General features: G+C 70.5%; 24 protein-coding genes. 8 read left to right on the plus strand and 16 right to left on the minus strand.

Annotated elements, in window-relative coordinates; genetic code table 11:
- Positions 1-2: 2 nt before the first annotated feature.
- The 8 genes from ACNNMR_RS02545 to ACNNMR_RS02580 form a co-directional block, all read right to left on the minus strand.
- Positions 3-290, minus strand: coding sequence for a phosphopantetheine-binding protein (locus ACNNMR_RS02545; RefSeq protein ID WP_419992830.1), 288 nt, complete (start codon positions 288-290; stop codon positions 3-5).
- Complete coding sequence (locus ACNNMR_RS02550) at positions 284-1,045, minus strand: SDR family NAD(P)-dependent oxidoreductase (protein ID WP_419992831.1); 762 nt, start codon at positions 1,043-1,045, stop codon at positions 284-286. The genes ACNNMR_RS02545 and ACNNMR_RS02550 overlap by 7 nt, the downstream gene beginning before the upstream one ends.
- Positions 1,042-2,388, minus strand: coding sequence for a class I adenylate-forming enzyme family protein (locus ACNNMR_RS02555; RefSeq protein WP_419992832.1), 1,347 nt, complete (start codon positions 2,386-2,388; stop codon positions 1,042-1,044). Before ACNNMR_RS02555 ends, ACNNMR_RS02550 begins: the two co-directional genes overlap by 4 nt.
- Entirely contained in the window at positions 2,385-3,167 is a 783-nt protein-coding gene (locus ACNNMR_RS02560; RefSeq protein ID WP_419992833.1) for an HAD family hydrolase, read from the minus strand. Before ACNNMR_RS02560 ends, ACNNMR_RS02555 begins: the two co-directional genes overlap by 4 nt.
- Positions 3,168-3,331: 164 nt before the next feature.
- A complete protein-coding gene (locus ACNNMR_RS02565) occupies positions 3,332-4,183 on the minus strand; it encodes an MBL fold metallo-hydrolase (RefSeq protein ID WP_419992834.1) in 852 nt (283 codons plus the stop codon).
- Positions 4,184-4,284: 101 nt separating this feature from the next.
- On the minus strand, positions 4,285-5,724 hold the full coding sequence (locus ACNNMR_RS02570) for an MFS transporter (protein WP_419992835.1): 1,440 nt from the start codon (positions 5,722-5,724) through the stop codon (positions 4,285-4,287).
- Positions 5,725-5,732: 8 nt separating this feature from the next.
- A complete protein-coding gene (locus ACNNMR_RS02575; protein WP_419992836.1) occupies positions 5,733-6,650 on the minus strand; it encodes a helix-turn-helix transcriptional regulator in 918 nt (305 codons plus the stop codon).
- A gap of 189 nt (positions 6,651-6,839) precedes the next feature.
- Positions 6,840-8,024 carry an IS701 family transposase gene (locus tag ACNNMR_RS02580; protein WP_419992837.1) on the minus strand — a complete coding sequence of 395 codons (1,185 nt, stop codon included), beginning with the start codon at positions 8,022-8,024 and terminating at the stop codon, positions 6,840-6,842.
- Positions 8,025-8,259: 235 nt separating this feature from the next.
- Between ACNNMR_RS02580 and ACNNMR_RS02585 the strand changes: the two genes are divergently transcribed.
- Positions 8,260-8,874: a TetR family transcriptional regulator gene (locus ACNNMR_RS02585; protein ID WP_419992838.1), complete on the plus strand. Its 615-nt coding sequence runs from the start codon at positions 8,260-8,262 to the stop codon at positions 8,872-8,874.
- On the opposite strand, the gene ACNNMR_RS02590 is transcribed toward ACNNMR_RS02585, so the two are convergent.
- From ACNNMR_RS02590 to ACNNMR_RS02600, 3 genes are all read right to left on the minus strand, one after another.
- Positions 8,868-9,620, minus strand: a complete 753-nt coding sequence (locus ACNNMR_RS02590; protein WP_419992839.1) for an SDR family NAD(P)-dependent oxidoreductase — start codon at positions 9,618-9,620, stop codon at positions 8,868-8,870. The two genes, ACNNMR_RS02585 and ACNNMR_RS02590, sit on opposite strands and share 7 nt — an antisense overlap.
- Positions 9,621-9,704: 84 nt before the next feature.
- Positions 9,705-10,391, minus strand: coding sequence for an HAD family phosphatase (locus ACNNMR_RS02595; RefSeq protein ID WP_419992840.1), 687 nt, complete (start codon positions 10,389-10,391; stop codon positions 9,705-9,707).
- Positions 10,392-10,413: 22 nt separating this feature from the next.
- Positions 10,414-11,430 (minus strand): ScbA/BarX family gamma-butyrolactone biosynthesis protein, encoded by a 1,017-nt coding sequence (locus ACNNMR_RS02600; protein ID WP_419992841.1) that lies wholly within the window; start codon positions 11,428-11,430, stop codon positions 10,414-10,416.
- A 293-nt stretch (positions 11,431-11,723) separates the two neighbouring features.
- Between ACNNMR_RS02600 and ACNNMR_RS02605 the strand changes: the two genes are divergently transcribed.
- Complete coding sequence (locus ACNNMR_RS02605) at positions 11,724-12,323, plus strand: ScbR family autoregulator-binding transcription factor (protein ID WP_420000240.1); 600 nt, start codon at positions 11,724-11,726, stop codon at positions 12,321-12,323.
- A gap of 168 nt (positions 12,324-12,491) precedes the next feature.
- Here ACNNMR_RS02605 and ACNNMR_RS02610 read toward each other — a convergent pair whose 3' ends face one another.
- The 3 genes from ACNNMR_RS02610 to ACNNMR_RS02620 all read right to left on the minus strand — a co-directional run bounded on the left by ACNNMR_RS02610 (position 12,492) and on the right by ACNNMR_RS02620 (position 15,511).
- Positions 12,492-13,700 (minus strand): cytochrome P450 family protein, encoded by a 1,209-nt coding sequence (locus ACNNMR_RS02610; protein WP_419992842.1) that lies wholly within the window; start codon positions 13,698-13,700, stop codon positions 12,492-12,494.
- A gap of 139 nt (positions 13,701-13,839) precedes the next feature.
- Positions 13,840-14,757 carry an SDR family oxidoreductase gene (locus tag ACNNMR_RS02615; RefSeq protein WP_419992843.1) on the minus strand — a complete coding sequence of 306 codons (918 nt, stop codon included), beginning with the start codon at positions 14,755-14,757 and terminating at the stop codon, positions 13,840-13,842.
- Position 14,758: 1 nt separating this feature from the next.
- Entirely contained in the window at positions 14,759-15,511 is a 753-nt protein-coding gene (locus tag ACNNMR_RS02620) for an SDR family oxidoreductase (protein ID WP_419992844.1), read from the minus strand.
- 55 nt (positions 15,512-15,566) lie between these two features.
- On the opposite strand from ACNNMR_RS02620, the gene ACNNMR_RS02625 reads away from it, so the two are divergent.
- The 4 genes from ACNNMR_RS02625 to ACNNMR_RS02640 are packed head-to-tail and all read left to right on the plus strand — an operon-like array spanning position 15,567 to position 18,973.
- A complete protein-coding gene (locus ACNNMR_RS02625) occupies positions 15,567-16,316 on the plus strand; it encodes an enoyl-CoA hydratase family protein (RefSeq protein ID WP_419992845.1) in 750 nt (249 codons plus the stop codon).
- A complete protein-coding gene (locus tag ACNNMR_RS02630) occupies positions 16,313-17,164 on the plus strand; it encodes a CoA transferase subunit A (protein ID WP_419992846.1) in 852 nt (283 codons plus the stop codon). Before ACNNMR_RS02625 ends, ACNNMR_RS02630 begins: the two co-directional genes overlap by 4 nt.
- Positions 17,161-17,904 (plus strand): CoA-transferase subunit beta, encoded by a 744-nt coding sequence (locus ACNNMR_RS02635; protein ID WP_419992847.1) that lies wholly within the window; start codon positions 17,161-17,163, stop codon positions 17,902-17,904. The genes ACNNMR_RS02630 and ACNNMR_RS02635 overlap by 4 nt, the downstream gene beginning before the upstream one ends.
- Before the next feature lie 10 nt (positions 17,905-17,914).
- A complete protein-coding gene (locus tag ACNNMR_RS02640) occupies positions 17,915-18,973 on the plus strand; it encodes an NAD(P)H-dependent flavin oxidoreductase (RefSeq protein ID WP_420000241.1) in 1,059 nt (352 codons plus the stop codon).
- Here the strand turns inward: ACNNMR_RS02640 and ACNNMR_RS02645 are convergent.
- On the minus strand, positions 18,960-19,745 hold the full coding sequence (locus ACNNMR_RS02645; protein ID WP_419992848.1) for an SDR family oxidoreductase: 786 nt from the start codon (positions 19,743-19,745) through the stop codon (positions 18,960-18,962). The genes ACNNMR_RS02640 and ACNNMR_RS02645 overlap by 14 nt on opposite strands.
- A gap of 68 nt (positions 19,746-19,813) precedes the next feature.
- Between ACNNMR_RS02645 and ACNNMR_RS02650 the strand changes: the two genes are divergently transcribed.
- Both ACNNMR_RS02650 and ACNNMR_RS02655 read left to right on the plus strand, forming a co-directional pair.
- Positions 19,814-21,139 (plus strand): deoxyguanosinetriphosphate triphosphohydrolase family protein, encoded by a 1,326-nt coding sequence (locus ACNNMR_RS02650; protein WP_419992849.1) that lies wholly within the window; start codon positions 19,814-19,816, stop codon positions 21,137-21,139.
- Positions 21,140-21,229: 90 nt separating this feature from the next.
- Positions 21,230-23,011: an exo-alpha-sialidase gene (locus ACNNMR_RS02655; protein ID WP_419992850.1), complete on the plus strand. Its 1,782-nt coding sequence runs from the start codon at positions 21,230-21,232 to the stop codon at positions 23,009-23,011.
- Here the strand turns inward: ACNNMR_RS02655 and ACNNMR_RS02660 are convergent.
- Positions 22,995-24,152, minus strand: coding sequence for an acetyl-CoA C-acetyltransferase (locus tag ACNNMR_RS02660; protein WP_419992851.1), 1,158 nt, complete (start codon positions 24,150-24,152; stop codon positions 22,995-22,997). The genes ACNNMR_RS02655 and ACNNMR_RS02660 overlap by 17 nt on opposite strands.
- Positions 24,153-24,175 lie beyond the last annotated feature (23 nt).

Genomic DNA, 24,175 nt, shown 5'->3' on the forward strand with positions numbered 1-24,175 from the left:
GCTCACGCCCCTTCGGAGGTGTCACGGACCGCGTCCTCGTAGACGCTGACGAGCTCGCGTATCGTCCGGATGTCGGAGACGGAGCGGTCCCCTTCGAAGGGGTCGACGCCGAGCTCGGTCTCGAGCTGCAGGAGCAGCTGGGCGAGCAGCAGCGAGTTGAGTCCGATCTTCATCAGGGCGTCGTCGAGCGAGTAGCCCTCGGCGTCGTCGGCGCCCAGCAGCACGCTGTCGATCTCGCGCTGGACGATCTGCCCGACCTTGCCGTCGTCTGCCTGGGATGCGTTCAGCATGTGATGCCTCCATCGGTTACGAGTGTCTGTCCGGTGATGAATCGGGCCCTGCCGGACGCGAGGAACTCGACCGCGTCCGCGACCTCCTCGACGTTGCCCAGCCGGCCGAGCGGCGTGCGGTTCTGGATCTTCTCGCGGTTGCTCGAGGTGACCTCCGCCGTCATGTCGCTGTCGAAGAAGCCGGGGGTCAGGGTGTTGACCCGGATCCCCAGCGGGCCCAGTTCCCTGGCCAGGCTGCGGCCGAGACCCTCCAGGCCGGCCTTGGCGGCCGCGTAGACGGCGACGCCCCGGTAGCCGCGAATCGCGTTGATCGAGGAGATGTTGACGATGCTGCCGCCGCCCGCGCGCATCATGTAGCGCGCGCACACCTGCGCCAGGTGCATGGGCGCCAGCAGGTTGACGTTGACCAGGTCGTCCATGCGGCCGGGGGCGGTGGTCACGAACAGCTCCTTGTGCAGCACGCCGGCGTTGTTGACCAGGAGGTCGATGCGGCCGTAGTGCCGGGCGCTGTCGCGGCCGAAGCGGCGCAGTGCGGCGGGGTCGGAGAGGTCGACGGACCGCCAGTAGAAGGCGTCCTTGTGCTTGTCGGCCATGTCCGCGGTGAAGTCGTTCGGCTTCCTGCTGAAGGTCGCCACGCGCCAGCCGTGGCCGAGGAGGCGCTCGACGAGGACCCGGCCGAGCCCCCGGCTGCCGCCGGAGACCACACCGACCCTTGCCTCGTCGGGCGCATCTGCCGGAGGGACGTCGGGGCTCACACCGCGCTCCTGATCTTCTTGAACCGGTCGGAGTGGTGGGCGGCTTCGGAGACCTCGACCAGCAGCGGCACCTTGTACGCCTCCAGGCGCTCGCCGCAGTACTGCCGGATCTTCCGGGTCGCCTCCCGCGGGTCGGCCGGTCCGGTCAGGCTCACCTTGGCCTGGACGACCTCCCCGGTGACGTGGGAGCGACGGCCGGAGACGGTGGCGTCCGCGACGAGGTCCATCTCCAGCAGTACGTTCTCCACCTCGGTCGGGTAGACCTTCTCGCCGGCCACGTTGATGATCTCGGACTTGCGGCCGAGGATCCGTACGAAGTCGCCGTCGGTCTCCACCGCGTCCTGGGTGTTGAAGTACCCCTGGTCGTCGAAGGGGGCGTCGGCGTTGAGGTAGCCGAGCATGGCCATGTCCGAGCGGATCCACAGAATGCCGTCACGGATCTGATAGTCGAATCCCTCGCCGCCGAGCTTGACCCACAGGCTGCCGTTGTCACGGGACTTGGTGGACAGGATGCCGAGCTCCGACAGCCCGTAGGTCTGCTTCAGCCGGACCCCGGGGAGGGCCGCGCCCAGACGCTTGAGTACCCCGATCGGCATGGGCTCGGTGCCGTAGGTGATCAGCTTCAGGGTGCTCAGGTCGTGCTCTTCGTAGGCGCGGGAGATCAGCAGCATGTTCAGGAAGGTCGGGGTGGTGGGGAGGACCTCGATGCGGTGGGCGGCGATGGCCGCGCAGACGGTCTCAGGGGTCCGCTCCTCGACGGTGAGGATCGCGCCGCCCTGGCTGAGCGTGTGCATCAGGGTGTTGATGCCGCCGATGTGGTCGAGGTTGAGGAAGCCGAGGGTCCGCTTCGGCCGCTGCGCCGCCCCGTACTTGCCGAGCACCTTCGAGAAGTCCAGCACGGTGCCCTTGCTGCGGCCGGTGGTGCCCGAGCTGAACAGCACCAGGCCGGGGGTGCGGGCGTCGCGCAGCCTGCGGTAGAGCTCGTGGTGCGAGCTGCGGCCGGTGCGGTGAACGCGATGGCCGTCGTGCCGGTCGCCGAGGGTGATGACGACCTCGGCCTCCGCGATGTCGTGGAACTCGGCCCGCTTGCTCTCCGGCAGCGGCGCCATAGGCACGGCGATCGCCCCGCGGGCCACCAGGGCCAGCAGTCCGGCGCAGGCCTCGACGCTGCTGGCGCCCTCCAGGGCCACCACTTGGCCCGGGCCGATGTGCTTCGCGTCGAGGAGGGATTCCCACCGCGCGACCAGCTCGAGCACTTGTGCGTAGCTGCTGCTCTCGCCCTCGAAGATGATCGCGTCGGCGTCGCCGAAGCCGTGCATGCGTTCAAAGAACCACGTGGTCATGAGGTCTCCGGAAGTGTGTGACAGGCCGGTGTGCCGTACGGGTTGATGAACTGGCGGCCCCTGGATGCCGTCTCCTGCAGGATCCGCCGGGGCAGCGGGGCCGGCTCCGGGGCGGGCAGCACGCCGGGCAGCTGCCGCCAGCCGCGGGCGCGGGCGACGGAGCGCAGGCCCGCGTCGCCACCGACGACCACGGCAGAGCCGACCGCCTGCAGCATCGGCAGGTCGGAGGCGTGGTCTCCGTAGGCGATGCACCGGGACGGGTCGGAGCCCTGCCGGGAGGTGGCTTTCAGGACGGCGTCGGCCTTGGCCCGGCCGATCATCGGCGGGCCCTTGAGGTCGCCGGTGTAGCGTCCGTGGACGATCTGCGGCTCGGTGCACCACACCTCGTCGACGCCGAGGTCGGCGGCGACGAGGCTGATCGGGGCGGGGAACGAGCCGGATACGAGCACCACATGGTCGCCGCGCTGCTGATGCCTGCGCAGCTCGGCCGTTGCCGGTTCGTGGTAGTAGTGCCCGGTCGCGGTCTCCGCCGTGAACCACTCCCCCGCCACCAGGGACATGAGATCGGCGTCCAGGCCCTGGAGGGAGGCGAAATAGGCGCGGTTGGTCGCCTCACGGGAGCAGCCCATCGCGAACATCGCCTTGAGCTGGAGCATCAGTTCCTCGTAGTCGCGGCGCGGGCGGCCGGTGGCGTCGAGGTAGTAGGCCAGCAGGCGGAACATGCTGGAGGACGTCGTCAGGGTTCCGTCCACATCGAAAAACGCAAGCCTCCGCTGCACGTCCAAGTCACCCCCCCCCTCGTATCGGCATTCCGGCGATTATCTCGCTCATATACAAAAGCATCGCAGCCCGTCGGCCAGTTCCCCAGACTGCAATATCACTGGCTTCACCGACGCCATCACCCGGGATACTGCCGCCGCCAGCAACAGGGCGTACAGGGAGGTCAGAGCCCCTTGTATCGCTCCCACCGAAGACCTCCGCCGGATTCGGTGACCCGGCCCAGCTGTCCCGGACCGAAATGATTGGCAAAGGCGAGGGTGTCCGGACGATTGAGTTCGGCGAGCATTTCGTATCTGGTGCGTACGGCCTGCTCCGGCTGGGAATCCATCGACACCCGCCAATCGGGCCGGGTGAGTTGAGCGGGGGTATGGAAGACGTCGCCGAAGGCGATGAGGCGCCGGGCGCCGCCGGAGATCACGTACGAGGTGTGGCCGCGGGTGTGCCCCGGGGTGATCCAGGCGGTGACCCCGGGATAGATCTCCTCGCCGGTGGTCGCCGTGCGGGTACGGGAAGGCCGGTCCTGCGCCGCCGCCCATTCGTCGGCGGACGCCACCAGCGTCGCCTCGGCGAAGGGCGGTGGGTGCTGCGGCCCGGCCCGGAAGGCCCAGCCGAAGTGGTCGTCGTGCAGGTGGGTGAAGGCCACGGTGCCGACGCCCTTCGTGCCGCAGCCGACCTGGTCGAGGGCGTCCGGCAGCCCGCCGCCGCGCAGGGCCCCGATGATGGAGACGGTGTTGCCGCCGGGAATGTCGTGCGGTCCGAAGCCGGTGTCGATCAGCAGCGCCCGCTCTGCGTCCGGGTGTTCCACGAGCAGGGCGGTGATCGGCGCCTCGATGAAACCGTCGTCGTCCAGCAGGCCGGCGTTGACGCCCTGCCAGTCGCCGGGCGTCGAGTCCGGCAGCCAGCGCCGCGGGTGCAGCTGGACCGAGCCATCGGGGATGACGGTGACGGTGTGCCGTCCCAGGCGCAGCGTCGGCAGTACGGGGGATGTCGGAGTCGAGTCCGCGGTGGGTGACATGGCGAGCCCTTGTTCGTGCGGCTGTCCCGGCGGGACGGCGGGGGTCGAGGGTCCGGCTTCGGCGGCGGGCGCCAGGTGCGGCGCCCGCCGCCGGGGGTGCGTCAGGCTGCCTCGCCCACCCGGGCGGGAGCCTCGGCCTCTGCCGGGGCCGGGGCGGCGGCCACCTTGGGGAGCATGAGGGCGAGCCCCACGGTGAGCACGATCAGCGCGGCCGAGGTGTAGGTGGCCGCCTGCAGGCCGTCGGACAGCTCGGACGGCGCGGGGTCCTTGCCGGTGACCGCGTTGGAGACGGCGACCAGGACGGCGAGGCCGACGGCGGCGCCGACCTGCTGGCCGGAGGTGGCCAGGCCGGAGGCCAGGCCCTGCAGCTTCTCCTCGACACCGGTGGTCGCCGCGGCGAACATCGCCGTCCAGACCACGCCCTGCGCCACGCTGAAGATGACGATGCCGGGGGTCATCGCGGCGTACGACGACGAGCTGTCCAGATAGGCGGCGAAGACGGCGGTGCCGATGCCGCCGACGATCAGCCCGACCACCAGGGTCATCCGCACGCCGATCGCCGTCGACATCTTCGCCCCGATGACGGTGCCGACGAGGATGCAGGCGCAGGGCACGATGAAGGCCAGGCCGGTGCTCAGCGCGCTCCAGTCGCGCACCGTCTGCAGCGCCAGGGTGATGAAGTACGCGCTCGCGCCGAAGGTCGCCATGAAGCTGAAGGTGATCATCGAGCCGAGGCGCAGGCTGCGGTACGAGAACACCCGCAGTGGCACCAGCGGGTCGGCGGTACGCGACTCGACGGCGACGAAGGCGGCGATCAGCAGCGCGGCGACGATGAAACTGACGACGGTGCTGGGGGCGCCCCAGCCGCTCTCCGGTCCCTGGACGAGTCCGAACACCAGCAGCAGTGCGCCACCGGTGACCGTGACGGCGCCGGCCAGGTCGAATCCCTGCCGGCGCTCGATGACGCCGTCGGCGGGGATCACCCGCAGGGCGAGCAGCGCGACCCCGGCGGTGAGCGGGACGTTGACGTAGAAGACGGCGGCCCAGCCCCAGATCTCGGTCAGCACTCCGCCCAGGAGGGAGCCGAGCACCATGCCGCTGCTGCCGGTGGCGCCCCACACGCCGAGCGCCCGGTTGCGCTCGCGCCCTTCCTCGAAGGTGCCGGTGAGCAGCGACAGGGTGGCCGGCGCCAGGCAGGCGCCACCGATGCCCTGCACCGCACGGGCCGCCACCAGCAGGCCCGGGTTCTCGGCCAGGCCGCCGGCGACCGAGGCGATGGCGTACAGCGCCAGGCCGGTCATGAACATCCGGCGGCGGCCGAGGAGATCGGCCAGCCGGCCGCCCAGCAGCAGGCAGCCGCCGAACGCGACGGCATAGGCGCCGATGACCCACTGCAGCTGCTGGTCCGAGAAGCCCACGCCGTCGCCGATATCCGGCAGGGCGACGAAAACGATGCTGTAGTCCAGCGCGATGATCAGCTGAGCCAGCGCCAATGCCGCCAGGATGAGGGGTTTGCGCTGTACAGAACCCGACGAAGTCATGGCTCTTGTCACCTTTCTGGATGGATCTTGCTTGAGCGGACGATGTGCTGCGCTGCGCGGGACCAGCCGGCGAACCGCGCGATGGTGCCGTGGGATTGCGGGCTGAGCAGGATCAGCTGCAAGCCGGGCCGGACACCCAGGTCGAGTCCGGTCCGGGTGAAGGACACCTGGCCCAGTTCGTGGTGCTGCAGCACCTGGGCCGTGCTCGCGCCGTCACTGATGCGGTGCTGCTCCCACAGGTCGGCGAAGACCGGGCTGCATTCGCGCAGATAGCCGGTCAGCGCCGCCAGCCGGGGGTCGCCGAGGAACTCGCTGCTCTGGGTGCGGAACCGCGCCACGGCCTCGGCGACGTCGCGCTCCCAGCACGGGAAGCGCTCCGGTGCGCTCTGGTCGAGGAAGAGCATCTCCAGGTAGTTGGGGTGCGGTTCATCGATGCCCAGCAGGCCGACGGCGGTGGAGTTGGCCGCCGTGATGTCCCAGTAGCGGTTGAGGAAATACGCCGGAGAGGGCAGAAAGCCGTCGGCGATCTCCCGGTGCAGCTGCCGGTCCGCGTCCCCGTCACCCTCCGGCGACCGCGGGCCGGCATAGCCCGCCAGCCGCATGATGTACAGGCACTGCGCCCCGTCCAGCCGCAGGACTTGGGCGATGGCGGCGAGTATCTCCGGCGATACGTTCTTGGCGCGGCCTTGCTCGATCCACGCGTACCAGGACGCCCCGATGCCGGCGAGCATGGCCACTTCCTCGCGGCGCAGCCCGGTCAGCCGGCGCGATCTGCCGCCGGGCAGCCCGACCTGGTCCGGAGTGATCTCGGCGCGGCGGGCGGAGAGGAAGCTGCCGAGTTCGGCGAATCTCAGGTCGGCGGGCCGGGAGTCGGCCATCTCGACGGAGCCGCCGGGGCCGGCACCGGAGCCCGCTTCCCGGCTCATCCGCTGGACAGCTGATGATGTGACGCCGTGTGCCGGAGCTCCGGTACCAGCCATCAGGGCATTCCTCCTCAGCGGTCGGCGCGCACCCAGCCGGGTCGGCTGCTTGCCGTCGCCTGGACCGTATGAAGAGGACCTTGTACGGGGCTTAAGGGCTGAACGGGCCGCCGGAACGGGTGCGGGGGCCCGACGTCAGGAGGCTAATGCGGCCTTACGCCCCGGCATGTTCAGCACGCTGTGCGCGTAAGCCGCAGTGACCAGCGTCATATGGTGGTGCCAGCCGGGATAGGAGCGCCCCTCGAAGTCCTGCAGCCCAAAACTGCCGTCCAGGGCCTGCATCGTCTGCGTCGTCCGGGCCAGCAGCTGCACCATGCCGACCACTTCTTCCGTTCGCCGGTGCACCATGCTGCTCAGCCACAGCCTGCCGGCGCGTCGCTGGCGATTGCTGCGGACGGAGATCAGCCGGTAGGTCCGCTGGGGCGGCAAGTCGGGCGAGCCGTTGCGCGGCAGGCCTACGAGACCGGTCTGAACCGCCAGCTGGCCGCCCTGCAGGTCGTGGCAGGTCAGCGTTTCGAGGCTGCCGCAACCGCAGAACGCCGGGTCGAAGAACCTCCCGGCCTCGAGCAGCAGAGGCGGGCCCGCGCAGTTCCGGCGCTGGGCCTTCAGGTGGCGGCCGACCACTAAGGGTAAGTTGCCCGGTACCGCGACGACGAAGTCGTCACCGCGTTGGCTGAGGCCGTGTACGACCGCTCCCGTCCCGGAGTGTGCACTGAGGTCGGCGATGACCGGCACCGACGCAAGGCGGGTCCGCTCACTCATGTCGTGGACCAGATCCAGCGCCAGCCGCTCCAGCCCGCGGGCGGTGACCTCGCGCGGTACGCGCGCCCGCGCCCGCCGTTCGTCGTCCCGGGCCCATGCTCCCGGCAGGAGCAACCGCCAGTCGACGGGAATCGCCTCCTGCCTGGTGACGAGGAAGCCGCCGATGCCCACCTGGCAGTTCACCGATCTGCCCGTACCCGGCACGAAGCGCCGGTGGACTCCGCACGAGTGCTCGCCTCGCTTGCGCATGACGGCGACGTCGACCGTCCATGCCACGGGGGTCAGCCGCCGCTCGGCCCACTGCATGAGCTCGGCGTAGGCCGGCTCCCACTCCCAGGGGCTGGCATTGACGAACTGATGCAGGGACTGAGCGGCGGTCGGGGAGTCCGAGATGGTTGCCGCCAGCCGGCGCACCGACTTTTTTCCCGGGGTGCGCAACAGACCCACCAGATAGGCATGCGCCCAGCGCCGCTGATCCGCACGGGGCAGATGTCCGAAGATCTGCTCGGCGAAGTCGAAGGCCGAAGCTTGCGGGCGGAGCGAACCAGTCGTGATCACAGCGTGACTCCCCCTGTCGGCGCGATGGCTGAAGAGCACCTATAAAGAATAACGGTCAACCTCTTTTTTAAACCAGGGCGTTCACGACTTGCGTCCCACTTCGGGAAGTTGGCTGAAGAGCCGAGCGGTAAGCCTGAACGACGTTGCAACTCAGGCAACTTGATCTTGCCGCGACGCGACCAGAAGGCAAGGCTGGCCGTGGGGGTAGGACCGTCGACAGGGAGCCACGGAGGACATGGCCAGGCAAAACCGCGCGGTGCGCACTCGCAGAACGCTGATCGATGCGGCTGCCGTGGAATTCAACCGGGATGGCTACCACGGCGCGTCGCTGGCTCAGATCTCCCTGGCCGCGGGCATCTCGATGGGGGCGCTGACCTTCCACTTCCCGAACAAGGCCGAGCTCGCCGACGCGGTCGCGGAGGAAGGCTGGTCCACGGCAAGGGCGGCGGTCGAGCGGATCGCCCACCAGCCGACCTCGCCGCTCCAGCGCACGATCGAGCTGACCCTGGAGCTCACCCGGCTGCTCGAGGAGGACGCGCTCGTACGCTGCGCGGTGGGCCTGTCCCGGGAGCGGCACAGCGCCACCCAGTGGGCCGAAGTGTGGCTGCCACTGGCGAACAGCCTGGCCAGCCAGGCACACGAGAGCGGTCAACTGAGCAGTCATACGCCGCCGGACGACTTGACCGAGCTCGTCCGACTGCTGGTCGGCGGATCCGAGTTGTACGTGCGGAGCGACGGCACGACGGCGACGTCCGACTACAACAGCGCCGTCGCCCGGCTCCGACGCAGCTGGCACCTGGTTCTCGAGGGAATCGCTCCGGCGGCAGAGCCGCCGGAGCCCGCTCACTGAGCTGTCCGTCCTCCGTCCACGGCAAGCGCGGTTCCGGTGACGAACGAGGAGCGTCCACTGCAGAGCCAGGCCGCCGCCTGGGCGATCTCATCCGGAGATGCCATCCGCTGCTGCGCCGAGAGTCCGGCGGGTGCCGCCTGACCGCCGGGCGAGACCTCAATGGCATGGTCCAGCAGTTCCGTGCGCGTACTGCCCACTACCAGCGCATTGACCCGGATTCCCAGCTGCCCGTAGTCGGCGGCCGCTGCCCGGGTCAGGCCGATGACGGCATGCTTGGCCGCGATGTACGGCGCCGAGGCGCGGGTGGCCCTGACACCGGCAACGCTTGCTGTGTTCACGATGGCACCGACACCTGTTTCGAGCATGGGCGGGAGTTGTGCGCGCATGCAATTCCACACGCCGCGCAGATTGACGTCCATGATCTGGTCGTAGATCTCGTCATCCACCTCATGCAGCGGGTGGCCGACCGTGCCCCACCCGGCGTTGTTGAAGGCGCAGTCCAGCCTGCCGAAGGCCGTCATCGCTGTCTGCACTGCCTGCCTGACGTCCACCGACCGGACGACATCGCCCGGTGCGCAGACCGCGATGCCGCCGGCCTCGGTGATCTCCCTGGCGACGTTACGGAGGGCCTCCTCGCGTCGCGCCATGAGCACCACGGACGCGCCCTCCGCCGCGAACAGCCGGGCCGCGGCGGCACCGATGCCGCTCGAGGCCCCCGTGATCATGATCACCCGCCCGCTGACCATGCCCGTCCCCTTTTCCCCCGCTAGGGCCTGTGCCACTGCGTTTCCTCCCCAGGTGCCGTCTACTGTGTGCAACCCGCGGCGCGGTCACCCGAAGGCGGCGGCCGCCATCTCAGCATCGATTCGGTGCAGCAGGGACTCATCGATGTCCTCCAGCCGATCGACCAGGTACCGGACGCCGCATGCGGCCATCAGCTGACGCTGGAATCCGTGGACGAAATCGCTGGGATGCCCGATGAAGGCCGCACCGAGCCTCTTGGCCTCTTCGGCCACCTGCGCGACGTCGTCGATGAACAGCATCTGGTCGTAGCGGAGGCCCAACTCGGTGGTGATCTCTCGCATGCCGGGCCGGAACTCGGCCGTGCAGATGTAGCCGGTCGTGAACAGGCCGGCGCAGTCCTCAAGGTAACGGGAGAAGTGGTCACGGCTCAGACCGCCGTAGCAGACCACCTCCAGCCCCAGCGCGCGCAGGCGGATCAGGAGCTCGCGGGCTCCGGGCAGCTGCCGCACCGGGTGGTCGATCAGGTACTTCTCGCGCTCGGCGAAGTACGTCTGAAGCACTTCGCCCGTCTCCATGGCGACACCGGCAGCCCGGGCCAGCGCACGAGCGGCCGTCTCGGGCGTCCTCGAGAAGACGCTCTGCTCGACCGCCTGGGTGTACTCGCCTCCGCGGCTGACCACAAACTGATGGATCACAGGGCTGAAACTGTCGGTCAGCAGCACGCCATCGATGTTGACGGCTGCCGCACGCAGATGGTGCAGCTGGGCGGACATGGCCCCTCCTCTGCAGCGGGAGCTACGCGGTCCGGTCCGGAACCGGCGCTGTGGAAGCGCACACCGCGGGCTCCTCCACCGGTGCCTCGGGCAGCGCGCTGCTCACCTCCGCGGTCGCGGTGAAGGCGATCGCCTCACCCTGCACGCCCTGGATGCGGATCCTGCCCTGGGGGTCGACGCAACCGGGCTGCGCCGGCTCCGCCGTGACAGCGCAAGGGGAGTCGAACTCCACGTAGCGGTGAAACGCGACATCCATCCCCGTGAGCATGCACATGTCATCGCCAGGGTGAAGGACGTGCACCACTTGCCGTATCGCCTCCAGCAGCACCATGCCCGGCACATGATCGACCGAGTGATCGAACAGGACTGGGTGGCTGGTGTCCAGCCGCAACTGCCACTGCCCGGGGCCGGCCGCGGTGGGATGCGACAGGACGACATCCTCGGAGACCAGGCGCCCCACGGTGCTCGGCGGCACAGGAGGCGCCGGGGCCGGCGCCGCGGCGAAGACCTTCGCCGTGTCACCCCGCTCCCCGCGCATCCGGCGGTAGACAGCTGGGGAGTGGCAGGAGAAGCGAGTGGAGGCCACGGCGAGCAACTCCGCGCCACGCATGACCTCGAAGTCCATGGTGACGACGGCCGGCAGGTCACGTATCCGACGCATCTCGGAGCAGGTGACGTGCATCCGCAGCTCCGCGGGCGAGCGTTCGACGCGCAGACCCCGCGGATTGACGGTGAGCCGGAAGTGCGTCCAGATCATCTGGTACCCGGACGGGATGCGGTAGGCGGCGTGCATCAGCAGCGCCGGCGCCTGCCGGATCGTTTCACACAGCATCAGCGGGTCGTACGTGGCGCGGCGCGCTCCGTAGAAGCTGTGGCTGCGCGGCCACTGCGCGGTGACGGTGAAGGCATCAGGCCCGGTCTGATGCCAGCTGGTCAAGAAGACCTCGGCGACTGCGGCACGATGGACGTACTCCCTGGGGACGGTGGTGGTGAGGCCGGACAGTGGGACCTGAAGAGCGCGTTCAGCGGAACTCAGCATGATCTCTCCCGTGTGAGAGGACGGATCCGATGGAGCGCAAGGTGCTGGCGTAAAAAATAAAGGACACTCTGTTTGCGTGTCGAGTGTCTTGACATGATCCCTAAGACCTGCGATCGGACCTGCAGGTTCCGCATACGCAGCTGCAATTCACCCATCGCCCAATGCGGCGTTGGCCAGTTGTCAGTGGCTGCCAGGGGCTTGGCAGGGGTCACTCGGGGATGGAATGATAGCGGTCGTTCTGTTTTTGAATGGAGGGACCTGTGACGGCTCGCGTATTGAAACAGGCCCGGGCCATGCAGACACGAGAGGCCATCGTGCTTGCTGCGGCCGAAGTCTTCGATGAGCTCGGTTACAGCGGATCGAGCATCGCCAAGATCGTGGAGCGGGCCGGGACCACCCCCGGGGCCGTCTACTTCCACTTCAAGTCGAAGGAGTCTCTTGCCGATGCGGTGATGGCGGCCCAACCGCGCACGGTCCTCCCGCAGCTGGAGTCGCGGCGCCTGCAGCGGGTGATCGACGCCACCATCGTCTGGGCGCATCAGCTTCAGGTCGATCCCCTGCTGCGTGCCGGTGTCCGTCTGACGAGCGAGCGCGGCACCTACCAGGTCCGCGAGATCTCACCGTATGAATCCTGGGTCGCCATCCTGAGTGATTCCCTGACGGAGGCTCAGCAGGCAGGGGAACTGCAGCCCGGGGTCGTGCCACGGGAGCTGGCGGAACTCGTACTCGAAGCCTGCACGGGAATGCAGATGTACGCCGCCGTCACCAGCCGGCGACAAGATCTTCCCTCCTGGGTGGAGCGCATGTGGCGTTACCTGCTTCCTGGTGTGGCCGTGCCGGCCACGATCACGCAAGTACTCACGCAGTCGAAGTGGACGCTCCAGCTCCCTTGATCACTTCGGGGCTGGTTGGCTCCCCCTGCGCAACAAACCGTTCCTCCGGTATTTTACGGGCGCTTTGCCTACCAACTGCGATGCGATGAGCGGGCGCTGGGCCAGTCGGCCACGGTCGTCACCGCAACGGGCAGAAAGCGGCCGACCGGTTTTTTGCTCGGTGCGGCATCACCACCGCACCGGGAGGCTCCGCACCCCTCTGACCAGGAACCCCTCGACCCACGGCAGCTCCTCCTCCGGCACCACGGCGGTGAGCTGCGGGCACCTTTCCAGCAAGGCGCGCAGTGCGATCTGCGACTCCAGGCGGGCCAGCGGAGCGCCCAGGCAGTAGTGGATTCCGTGCCCGAACGCCATGTGACCGCGGGCATTGCGGGTGATGTCGAAGCGGTCGGGGTCCGCGAAGCGGTCCGGGTCCCGGCCGGCGCTGGCGAGCCCCATCCGGACCGTCTCGCCGGCCGGGATCACGCAGCCGGAGACCTCGACGGGTTCCCGGGTCAGGCGCGGGGTGGAGGTCTCGACCGGGCCGTCGTAGCGCAGCATCTCCTCGATCGCGCCGGGGAGCAGCCCGTCCAGATCCGAGCGGAGCAGCGCCAGTTGGCCGGGATGGGCGAGCAGCGCCCGTACGCCATTGCCGATCAGGTTGACCGTGGTCTCGTGCCCGGCGACCACGAGCACCATGCAGGTGCCGATGAGTTCGGCCTCGGTGAGCCTGCCGTCATCGTCATCGACGGTGTGGATCAGCGCGCTGATCAAGTCGTCACCCGGGTCGTTCCGCTTGGCGGCGATCAATCCGGCCAGGTACGGGGTGAGTTCGGCGTAGGTACGCTGCTCAGCCTCGGGAGAGGTGCGCGCCACAATCTCGTTGGACCAGCCGCTGAAGGCCGGCTGATCGGCCGCCGGTATCCCGAGCAGCTCGCAGATGACGCGCAGCGGTAAGGGCAGGGCAAAGCTGGCGATGAGGTCTGCCTGCCGGGTTGGTGAATCAAGCATGGCGTCGAGCAGTTCGTCGGTGAGCTGCTGGATGCGCGGCCGCAGTTCGTCCACCCGGCGCATGCTGAACTCCTTGGCCACCAGCTTGCGGAGCCGGGTGTGATCGGGCGGATCCCTCAGCAGCATGTGGGTGAGCGCCGCGTTGTCCTCATCGGCCTGGATGATCCGCCCTATCTGACCGTTGCGGTGCCAGTCCCGGCTGAACCGGGGGTCGGCCAGCGCATCCCGGCACGCGGTATGCCCCACGACCAGCCAGGAGTCCTCCCGCGCGGGCGGCCGCACGCGGTGCGCCGGCCCCTGCGCACGGAGCTCCGCATAGGCCGGATAGGGGTTGCGGATGAAGTCCGGGCTTGCCTGCAGCAAATCGAGAAACCGGGAATCCGCCACCTTGGCTCCTTCGATAGACCGACTGGAATGTGACCCGACCGCTCTCGCCCACGGCATCCTGACACGGTGCTTCACCTCCTTCACCCCCCTGCGCCACGTCTACCCCGCGCAGTACTGGACGGGCATGGAATGACGGGCACTACTGCGCCCCGTACACCGCCCCCGGCGGCTCCGCCTCGGCCAGCAGCTTCTGCGCGGCCTCGCCCGCCTCGCGCGGCGACCACCGGGCGCCCTTGTCGGCGGTCGGGCCGGGGCGCCAGCCCTCCATGACGGTGATCCGCCCCGCCTCCGCCTCGAAGACCCGCCCGGTGACGCCCGCGCTCGCCTCCGAGCCGAGCCAGACCACCAGCGGGGAGACATTCTCCGGCGCCATCGCGTCGAATTCCCCCTCCCCCGGCGCCGCCATCGTCTGCGCGAAGACGTCCTCCGTCATCCGCGTACGGGCCGCGGGCGCGATGGCATTCACCTGGACCCCGTACCGCCCCATCTCGGCCGCGGCGACGGCGGTGAGGCCGAGGATTCCGGCCTTCGCGGCCGAGTAGTTGCCCTGCCCGACGCTGCCGAGCAGCCCGGCGCCGGAGCTGGTGTTGACCACCCGGGCGGCGACCGTACGGCCCGCCTTCGCCTCCGCGCGCCAGTGAGCCGCCGCGTGCTTCAGCGGCAGGAAGTGGCCCTTGAGGTGGACGCGCATGACCGCGTCCCAGTCGTCCTCGTCGAGGTTCACCAGCATCCGGTCGCGCAGGAAGCCCGCGTTGTTGACCAGGGTGTCGAGGCGGCCGAAGGCCTCCAGCGCCGTGCTCACCAGGGCCGCGGCGCCCTCGGCCGTGGCGATGTCCCCGGCGTGCACCGCCGCCTCGCCGCCCGCGGCCCGTATCTCCGCCGCCACCTCCGCCGCCGGGCTGCCCGCACCGCCGGGCGTGCCGTCGAGGCCTACGCCGAGGTCGTTCACCACCACGCGCGCGCCCTCGGCCGCGAAGGCGAGCGCGTGCGCCCGGCCGAGGCCGCGGCCCGCGCCCGTTACCGCCACGACGCGTCCGCCGCAGATTCCGTCCGTCATGTCACCGCTCCTTGTTCGCCGTTGCCGCGTCGAGAAAGGCCGGTCGCTCGCCGCCGCCGTGGACGTGCAGGGAGGCGCCGCTGATGTACGCCGCCCGCTCCGAGGCCAGGAAGACCGCCGCGTCCCCCACCTCCTGAGGCTCCGCGAGGCGGCCGAGCGGCACCGTCCGGCCGACCGCCGCCACCCCCTCCGCGTCGCCGTAGTGCAGATGGGACAGCTCCGTCCGGACCATGCCGAGGACCAGGGTGTTCACCCGTACGTCCGGCGCCCACTCCACCGCCATCGACGCGGCCAGGTTCTCCAGGCCGGCCTTCGCCGCGCCGTACGCCGCCGTGCCGGGCGAGGGCCGCCCGCCGCTGACGCTGCCGATCATCACCACCGAGCCGCGGGCGGCGCGCAGATGGGGATACGCGGCGAGTGAAGCCGTCAGCGGCGTGGTCAGGTTGAGCTCCAGGACGCGGGCGTGCTTCGCCGCCGGGGCGTCGGAGAGCAGCCGGTACGGGGCCCCGCCCGCGTTGTTCACCAGCACGTCCAGGCCGCCGCAGCGGTCCGCCACCTCGTCGAAGAATCCCTGGACCGCCTCGGGTTCGCGCAGGTCGAGGGGTACGTACTCGATCCCCTTGACCTCCTGTTCCGGCGGTCGGCGGGCGCAAGTGACCACGCGGGCCCCCGCGTCGGCGAAGGCGCGGGCGATGCCGGCCCCGACGCCGCGCGTGCCGCCGGTGACGACCGCGACCTTCCCGTCCATCTCCATCCGCTGCTACCTTCCCACCTAACAAACGTTTGGTGGAAAGGTAGCTGATCCTCGTATGGGTGTCTCCACCTCCGCACCGGAGAACGGCGTCCGCGTCGTCACCGCCGACTTCCCACCCGTCAACGCGCTGCCCGTACAGGGCTGGTACGACCTGTCAGACGCCATCCGCGCCGCGGGCCGCGACCGGGAAGTCCGCTGCGTCGTCCTCGCCGCGTCCGGGCGCGGCTTCAACGCGGGCGTGGACATCAAGGAGTTGCAGCGCGACCCGGGCCACGACGCGCTCATCGCCGTCAACCGCGGCTGCGCGGAGGCCTTCGCCGCCGTCTACGAGTGCGAGGTGCCGGTGGTCGCCGCCGTGCAGGGCCACTGCCTCGGCGGCGGCATCGGCCTCGTCGGCAACGCCGACGCGATCGTGGCGAGCGACGACGCCACCTTCGGCCTGCCCGAGCTCGACCGGGGCGCGCTGGGCGCGGCCACCCACCTGGCCCGCCTGGTGCCGCCGCACGTGATGCGCGCGCTCTACTTCACCTCGCGCACCATCGGCGCGGCCGAGCTGCACGCCCACGGCTCGGTCTGGCAGGTAGTACCACGCGGCGACCTCGAAAAGGCCGCCCTGGAGCTGGCCCGCGAGATCGCCGCCAAGGACCCCCACCTCATCCGCCTCGCCAAGGCCGCGATCAACGGCATCGACCCGGTGGACGTGCGCCGCAGCTACCGCTTCGAGCAGGGCTTCACCTTCGAGGCCGCGCTGGCCGGGACGGCGGACCGGGTTCGTAACACCTTCGGCAAGGAGGACAAGGCGTGACGGACAAAACGATGACGCCGGACGAGGTCGTCGCGCGGCTGCGCAGCGGCATGACGCTCGGCATCGGCGGCTGGGGCTCCCGGCGCAAGCCGATGGCGCTGGTACGGGCGATCCTGCGGTCCCGGCTGACCGACCTCACGGTCGTCTCGTACGGCGGCCCGGACGTCGGCATGCTCGCCGCCGAGGGCCGGATCCGTAAGCTGATCGCCCCCTTCGCGACGCTCGATTCGATCCCGCTGGAGCCGAACTTCCGCGCCGCCCGCGAGCGCGGCGCCTTCGAGTTCAGCGAGGTCGACGAGGCGATGTTCATGTGGGGCCTGCACGCCGCGGCGAACCGGCTGCCGTTCCTGCCGGTGCGGGCGGGGATCGGCTCCGATGTGATGCGGGTGAACCCGGAGCTCAAGACGGTGCGTTCGCCGTACGAGGACGGCGAGGAGTTCGTGGCGATGCCCGCGCTGCGCCTGGACGCCGCGCTGGTGCACGTGAACCGGGCCGACCGGCTGGGGAACGGCCAGTACCTGGGCCCCGACCCGTACTTCGACGACCTCTTCTGCGAGGCGGCCGACGAGGCGTACGTCAGCTGCGAGCAGGTGGTGGAGACCGCCGAGCTCACCAAGAGCGCCGCCCCGCAGACGCTGCTGATCAAGCGGCACACCGTCACCGGCGTCGTGGAGACGCCCGGCGGCGCGCACTTCACCTACTGCCCGCCGGACCACGACCGCGACGAGGCCTTTCAGAAGCATTACGCGACGACGCCCTGGCCCGAGTTCGCCGCACGCTTCCTCGCCGGGGGCGAGCAGGACTATCACGCCGCGGTCCAGGCCTGGCACGAGGAGACGCGCTCATGAAGACCACGACCGCCACCCGCGCCGAATACTGCGTGACCGCCTGCGCCGACACCTGGCGCGGCGCCGGCGAAGTCCTCGCCAGCCCCATGGGCGGCCTCATCCCGCTCCTCGGCGCCCGCCTCGCCAAGCGCACCTGCGCGCCGGACCTGCTGCTCACTGACGGCGAGGCGATGCTGGTCGGCACCGACGGCACGGTCGAGGGCTGGCTCCCGTACCGCCAGCACCTCGCTCTGGCCACCGGCGGCAAGCGGCAGCAGATGATGGGCGCGAGCCAGCTGGACCGCTTCGGCAACCAGAACATCTCCTGCATCGGCGACTGGCAGCAGCCCAAGCGCCAGCTCCTCGGCGTCCGCGGCGCGCCCATGAATACGCTCAACCACCCGGTCAGCTACTTCGTCGCCCGGCACTCGACCCGGGTCTTCGTGGAGAAGGTCGACATGGTCAGCGGCGTCGGCTACGACAACGCCGCCGCCGCGGGCCCCTCCGCGACCCGCTTCCACCGCATCCCGGCGGTGGTGACGAACCTCGGCGTCCTCGACTTCGAGACCCCCGACCGATCCATGCGCCTGGCATCGCTCCACCCCGGCGTTACGGCCGACGAGGTGCGGGCGGCCACCGGCTTCGAGCTCGCGATCGGCGACGACATCCCGTACACCCGCGAGCCCACCGCCGACGAACTCCGCCTGATCCGCGACGTCCTCGACCCGAAGGGCGGCCGCGACCGCGAGGTGCCGTCCTGATGGAGTCATGATGGAAACAGCGCTCACCCGCCTCACCGGCGTCCGCCACCCCATCGTGCAGACGGGCATGGGCTGGGTCGCGGGCCCGCGCCTGGTCTCCGCGACCGCGAACGCCGGGGCGCTCGGCATCCTCGCCTCCGCAACGATGACCGTCGAGGAGCTGCGCGCCGCCGTGCGGGAGGTCAAGTCCCGTACGGAAGCGCCCTTCGGGGTCAACCTGCGCGCCGACGCGGGTGACGCACGCGAGCGGGTGCGGATCATCGTGGAGGAGGGCGTACGGGTCGCCTCCTTCGCCCTCGCGCCGTCGAAGGAGCTGATCGCCGAGCTCAAGGACGCGGACGTCGTCGTCATCCCGTCGATCGGCGCCCGCCGGCACGCCGAGAAGGTGGCGGCCTGGGGCGCGGACGCCGTCCTCGTACAAGGCGGCGAGGGCGGCGGCCACACGGGCGCCGTCGCGACGACCGTGCTCCTCCCCCAGGTCGTCGACGCCGTCGACATCCCGGTCATCGCGGCGGGCGGCTTCTACGACGGCCGCGGCCTGGTCGCGGCGCTGGCGTACGGGGCGGCGGGGATCGGCATGGGGACGCGCTTCCTGCTCACGTCGGACTCGACCGTCCCGGACGCGGTCAAAGCCCGCTATCTGGCGGCAGCGGTCGGCGACGTGACGGTCACCACGGCGGTGGACGGAATGCCGCACCGGATGCTGCGCAGCGACCTGGTCAGCACCCTGGAGCGCTCGGGCCGCACCCGCTCCTTGCTGACCGCAGTCCGCAGCGCGGCCCGCTTCCGCCGCCTGACCGGCACGTCGTGGCCGCAACTGGTCCGCGACGGCCTGGCCATGAAACACGGCAAGGACCTGACATGGAGCCAGGTCCTGCTCGCCGCGAATACGCCGATGCTGCTGAAGTCCGCCATGGTCGACGGCCGTACCGACCTCGGCGTCATGGCCTCCGGGCAGGTCGCCGGACTGATCGACGACCTGCCGAGCTGCGCGGAGCTGATCGAGGGCCTCATCGCCCAGGCGGAGGAGGTGCTGGACACGCTGCCCGCCCCGGTCAGCAAGTCTTGATGAGGCCCCCGTCGATCAGCATGTCGGCGCCCAGGATGTTGGTCGCGGCGCCGGAGACGAGGAAGGTGACGAGCGCGGCGACTTCCTCGGGCTCCGTGATGCGCGGGGAGGCCATCTGGAACTGCTGCGGGATCGCCGCCAGGAACTCCTCGTGCGGGACTCCGTTGGCGGCGGCAACCCGCGCCCCGTAACTGTCCGCGCCACGCCACAGCGAGCTGCCGACGACGCCAGGAGTGACGGTGTTCACCCGTACCCCCTTCGGCCCGAACTCCTCGCTCAGCCGCTTGCTCAGCGCGGTCAGGGCGGCCTTGGCCTCGCTGTAGCCGACCGGTCCTGTCGCCGGGGTGCGGGAGTTGACGGAGGAGACGTTCACGATCGCGCCGCGGCGCTCGATGATGCTCGGCAGGGCGGCGCGGGTCGTCCGGACCGCGCTGTAGAGGTTGAGGTCGAGCAGCCGCCGCCACTGCTCTTCGTCCGCGTCCAGGAACCCGCCGAGCGCGAAGGAGTCGGCGTCTCCGGCGCCGACGTTGTTCACCAGGATGTCGATGCCGCCCAGCTCCGCCAGCGCCGCGTCGACGACGGCTTCGGCGCCCTCGCGCGTGGACAGGTCGGCCGGTATCGCCGTCGCGGCCGTCTCCAGCTCCGGCGTCGGATTACGGGCCGCGCCGAGCACGCGCACCCCCTCGGCAGCCAGCGCCTGGGCGACCGCGAGACCGATGCCTCGGCCGGCACCGGTGACGACGGCCGTCTTGCCGGAAAGCTGCAGATCCATGGAACACCCTTCTTCAGCTACAACGCCGCAAGCGCGGCACGGATGACGCTACGGGTAGCATCCGGTCCATGCGACCTGCCCACTACACGGATGCGGACCTCGAACAGCACTCCCTCCAGCGGCGGGTCGCCGACGACGGCCAGCGGTCCGGGTTCGAGCACGACGTGGACCGGATCGCGTATTCGACGCAGTGGCGGGCCCTCGCGGGCAAGAGCCAGGTCGTCGCGAGCGGGGAGCTCGGCGCGTATCACACCCGGCTCACCCACTCGATGAAGGTGGCGCAGCTGGGGCGGCGGATGGCCGAGCGGCTGGAGCGGCGCTACGGCGGGCCGAATCCGGCGCTGGTGGAGGCGGCGTGCATGGCGCACGACATCGGGCATCCGCCGTTCGGGCACGCGGGCGAGACGGCGCTGCGCACGACCATGGACGAGCTGCACGCCGGGGACGGCGTCCTGGACAGCTTCGAGGGCAATGCGCAGACCCTGCGCATCCTCACCTTCCTCGCCGCGCACAAGTACCCGGGCCATCGCGGCCTGCACCTGTCCCGGGCCTGCCTGGACGCGGCCACGAAGTACCCGTGGGAGCGCGCCCCGCGCGATGTCTCCGCCGCGCGGCACGCGAAGTGGGGTGTCTACGCGGTCGACCGGCAGGCGTTCGCATGGGTGCGGGCAGGCCGCCGCGACGATGCGGTGCCGGTCGAGGAGCAGCTGATGGACTGGGCGGACGACGTCACGTACGCCTGCCATGACGTGGAGGACTTCTACCGCACCGGGCTGATCCCCCTGGCCGCCCTGTTCCCGCCGCCGGGGTCCGCGGGCGCCGACACGGAGCGCGAGACGCGGCGCTTCCTCGATTACGTGGCCGCCAAGCGGCACCGCGCCCGCGCCGGATTCGACCGGGCCGAGGCCGCCGGCCTGCTCTCCGACATCGCAAAGGCCTTGTCGATCGCCGAGCCCTACGGCGGCCGCCACGAGGACGACGTCGCCGTCAACGCCCGCACCGCCAAGCTCATCGACCACTTCACCCGCGACATAGAGCTGGAGATCGGCGGCACGGCCGCCATCCGCTACGGCGCCCGCCTCGTCGTCCCCGCCGAGCGCCGCGCCGCCTGCGAACTGCTCAAGGAGCTGGTCTGGTGCTACGTCATCGACCGCCCGGCCCTGGCCACCCAGCAGCACGGCAAGCGCCGCATCGTCTCCGAACTGCTCCGCTGGACCCACGAGTCCCCGTCCCTGCTGCCCGCCGACCGCGCCGAGGAGCTCGAGCTCCACGGCGACCCGCTGCGGGCGGCCGCCGACCACATCTCCTCGCTGACGGAGGATCAGGCCATCGCGCTGCACCGCCGCCTGTCGGGCGCCGGCCTCGGCTCGGTCAGCGACAACGTGTGGCTCTGAGGGCGCGGTGGCTCAATCCGGTCTACCGGCTCCCGGTGCAGTGACCCTAGGTTACGTGGGACGTCCGACCTCCAGATTGCGAGTGCAGGGATGCCCCGAGAAGCGGCCGCGGCGCCGGAGTTCAGCGAGACGGTGATCTTCGCGGCCGGGACGGGCGGCTACAGCTGCTTCCGGATCCCCGCCCTGGTGCGCGCCCAGGACGGCAGCCTGCTGGCCTTCGCCGAGGGGCGGGTGCGGGACTGCGGGGACGACGGCGACATCGACATCGTGCTGCGCCGCTCCGGCGACGACGGCCGCTCCTGGTCGGCACTGCAGGTGGTGCTGCCGGGCGGCGGCGACACCCGCGGCAACCCGGCGCCGGTCGTGCACGCGGCCAGCGGCCGCATCTGCCTCTTCTCCACCCACAATCCCGGCGCGGACGACACCAGACGCACCCCGTACCTGCAGGTTTCCACCGACCACGGCCTCACCTGGTCGGAGCCGCAGAACCTCGGGGCCACCCTCTCCAGACCCGGCTGGAACCGCTGGTACGCCACCGGCCCCAACCACGGCCTCGAACTGACCTCGGGACCGCACACCGGCCGGCTGCTCGTCGGCGGCAACCACGAGGGCACCGACGGTACCCAGGGCGCGCATCTCCTGCTCTCCGACGACGAAGGCGTCACCTGGCGGCTCGGCGCCGAGGACAACCGCTCGGACCTCACCGTCAAGCCGCAGGAGCTGAGCCTCTTCGAAAAGCCCGGCGGCGTGCTCGGCATCCAGGCGCGCGACGAGCGCGGCACGGACGGCGGCAACCGCGCCTTCGCCACCAGCAGCGACGGCGGCGAGAGCTTCGACGCCCCGTTCCGTACCGACCCGTCCGTCTCCAGCCCGGTCGTGCAGGGCTCGACCGTGAATCACGGCGACCGCGTGCTGCTGTCCTGCCCGGCCCATCCGGTGGAGCGCGAGGCGATGTCCGTACGTGCCTCCGCCGACGACGGGGCGACCTGGGAGTCCTGGCAGGACGGCCGGATCATCAACTGGGGTCTCGCCGCCTACTCGTCCCTCACCGACCTCGGCGACGGCCGCGTCGGGCTGCTCTACGAAGGCGGCACGGCATCCGCGTACGAGGGCATCCGCTTCGCCCGCTTCAACGACGCCTACCTGGAGCAGCCGAACGGCACCCCGCCCGGCTTCCCGCCCCCACCCGCGCCCGGGCCGACCACCCCGGACACCTCCGGCCACGGCCACCCCGCCTACGTCCGCGGCCACGCCACCCTGCGCACCGGCCGCTACGGCAAGGCCCTCTTCCTCGACAACGCCGACGACCACATCGACGCCCGCGTGGAGGTGCCGTACCACGACTCCCTCGACCTCGGCGGCGGCGACTTCACTTGGACAGGGTGGTTCAAGTACGGGCGCACCACCGGCCGGCACGCCATCGTCTGGGCGTACCGGCACGGCACCGGCATCGTCGAGCCGCAGATCTGGCTGCGCGCCGAGCCCGCGGACCGCCGCATCCGCGGCTACCTGCAGACCGAGCAGGACGACGCGGAGGTGCGCACCGCCGCGGCGTACAACGACAATGCCTTCCACTTCTTCAGCCTGCGGCGCGCCGGCGGCACGCTCACCCTCGCCGTCGACGGCACCGCGGTGAGCGTCGCGGCGCCGCCGGGGTCGGTGACGATCGGCAGGGAGTTCGGCATCGACGGCATCCACTTCGGGCAGAGCGTGGCCGGCCGGGACCGCTTCCACGGCTACCTGGACGATCTGCGGGTCTACGGTCGGGCGCTGTCGAACTCCGAGCTGAGCAGCATCCGCACCGCCAACGCCGCCGTGCCCGACGGCCTCCGGCTCCGCCTGCCGCTCGATACGGTCACAGCCGCTCGATGATGGTGACGTTCGCCTGCCCGCCGCCTTCGCACATCGTCTGCAGGCCGTAGCGGCCGCCGGTGCGCTCCAGTTCGTGCAGGAGCGTGGTCATCAGGCGGGCGCCGGTGGCACCGAGCGGGTGGCCGAGGGAGATCGCACCGCCGTTGACGTTGACCTTCTCCGGGTCGGCGCCGGTCTCCTTCAGCCAGGCGAGCACCACCGGGGCGAAGGCCTCGTTGATCTCGACCAGGTCCATGTCTCCAATCGACATGCCGGACTTCTTGAGCGCGTACGCCGTCGCCGGGATCGGCGCCGTCAGCATCTTGATCGGGTCCTCACCGCGTACGGAAAGGTGGTGCACGCGGGCGCGCGGCGTCAGCTTGTGCTCCCGTACGGCCTGCTCGGAGGCGAGCAGCAGGGCCGCCGCGCCGTCGGAGACCTGGGAGGAGCAGGCGGCGGTGATCGAGCCCTCGGGCATCACGGGCTTCAGGCCCGCCATCTTGTCCAAGGTCGTGTCGCGGCGCGGGCCCTCGTCCTGCGTGACATCGCCGTACGACACCAACTCGCGGTCGAAGCGGCCCTCGTCTATGGCGCGGGTCGCCCGCTGGTGCGAGCGCAGCGCGAACTCCTCCATGTCGAGGCGGGAGATCCCCCACTTCTTGGCGATCAGCTCGGCCCCGTAGAACTGGTTCACCGGCTTGTCGCCGTACCGCGCCTTCCAGCCCTCGCTGCCCGCGAACGGACCCTCGGTCAGGCCCAGCGGCTCGGCCGCCTGCCGGGAGGCGAAGGCGATCGGGACCATCGACATGTTCTGCACGCCGCCCGCGACGACGAGGTCCTGCGTGCCCGAGAGCACGCCCTGCGCGGCGAAGTGCACGGCCTGCTGGGACGAGCCGCACTGCCGGTCCACGGTGGTGCCGGGCACCTCCTCGGGGAGGCCGGCGGCCAGCCATGCCGTACGGGCGATGTCGCCCGCCTGCGGGCCGACCGTGTCCAAGCAGCCGAAGACGACGTCCTCGACCGCGGCCGGGTCGACGCCGGTCCGCTCGACCAGGGCCTTCAGCACATGCGCGCCCAGGTCCGCCGGGTGGACGGCGGCGAGGCCGCCCTTCTTCTTCCCCACAGGGGTGCGTACCGCTTCGACTATGTAGGCCTCGGCCATGGGAACTCCCTTGTCAGACGTGC

It is taken from the genome of Streptomyces boninensis, assembly GCF_048572725.1.
Classification (GTDB): Bacteria; Actinomycetota; Actinomycetes; order Streptomycetales; family Streptomycetaceae; genus Streptomyces; species Streptomyces boninensis.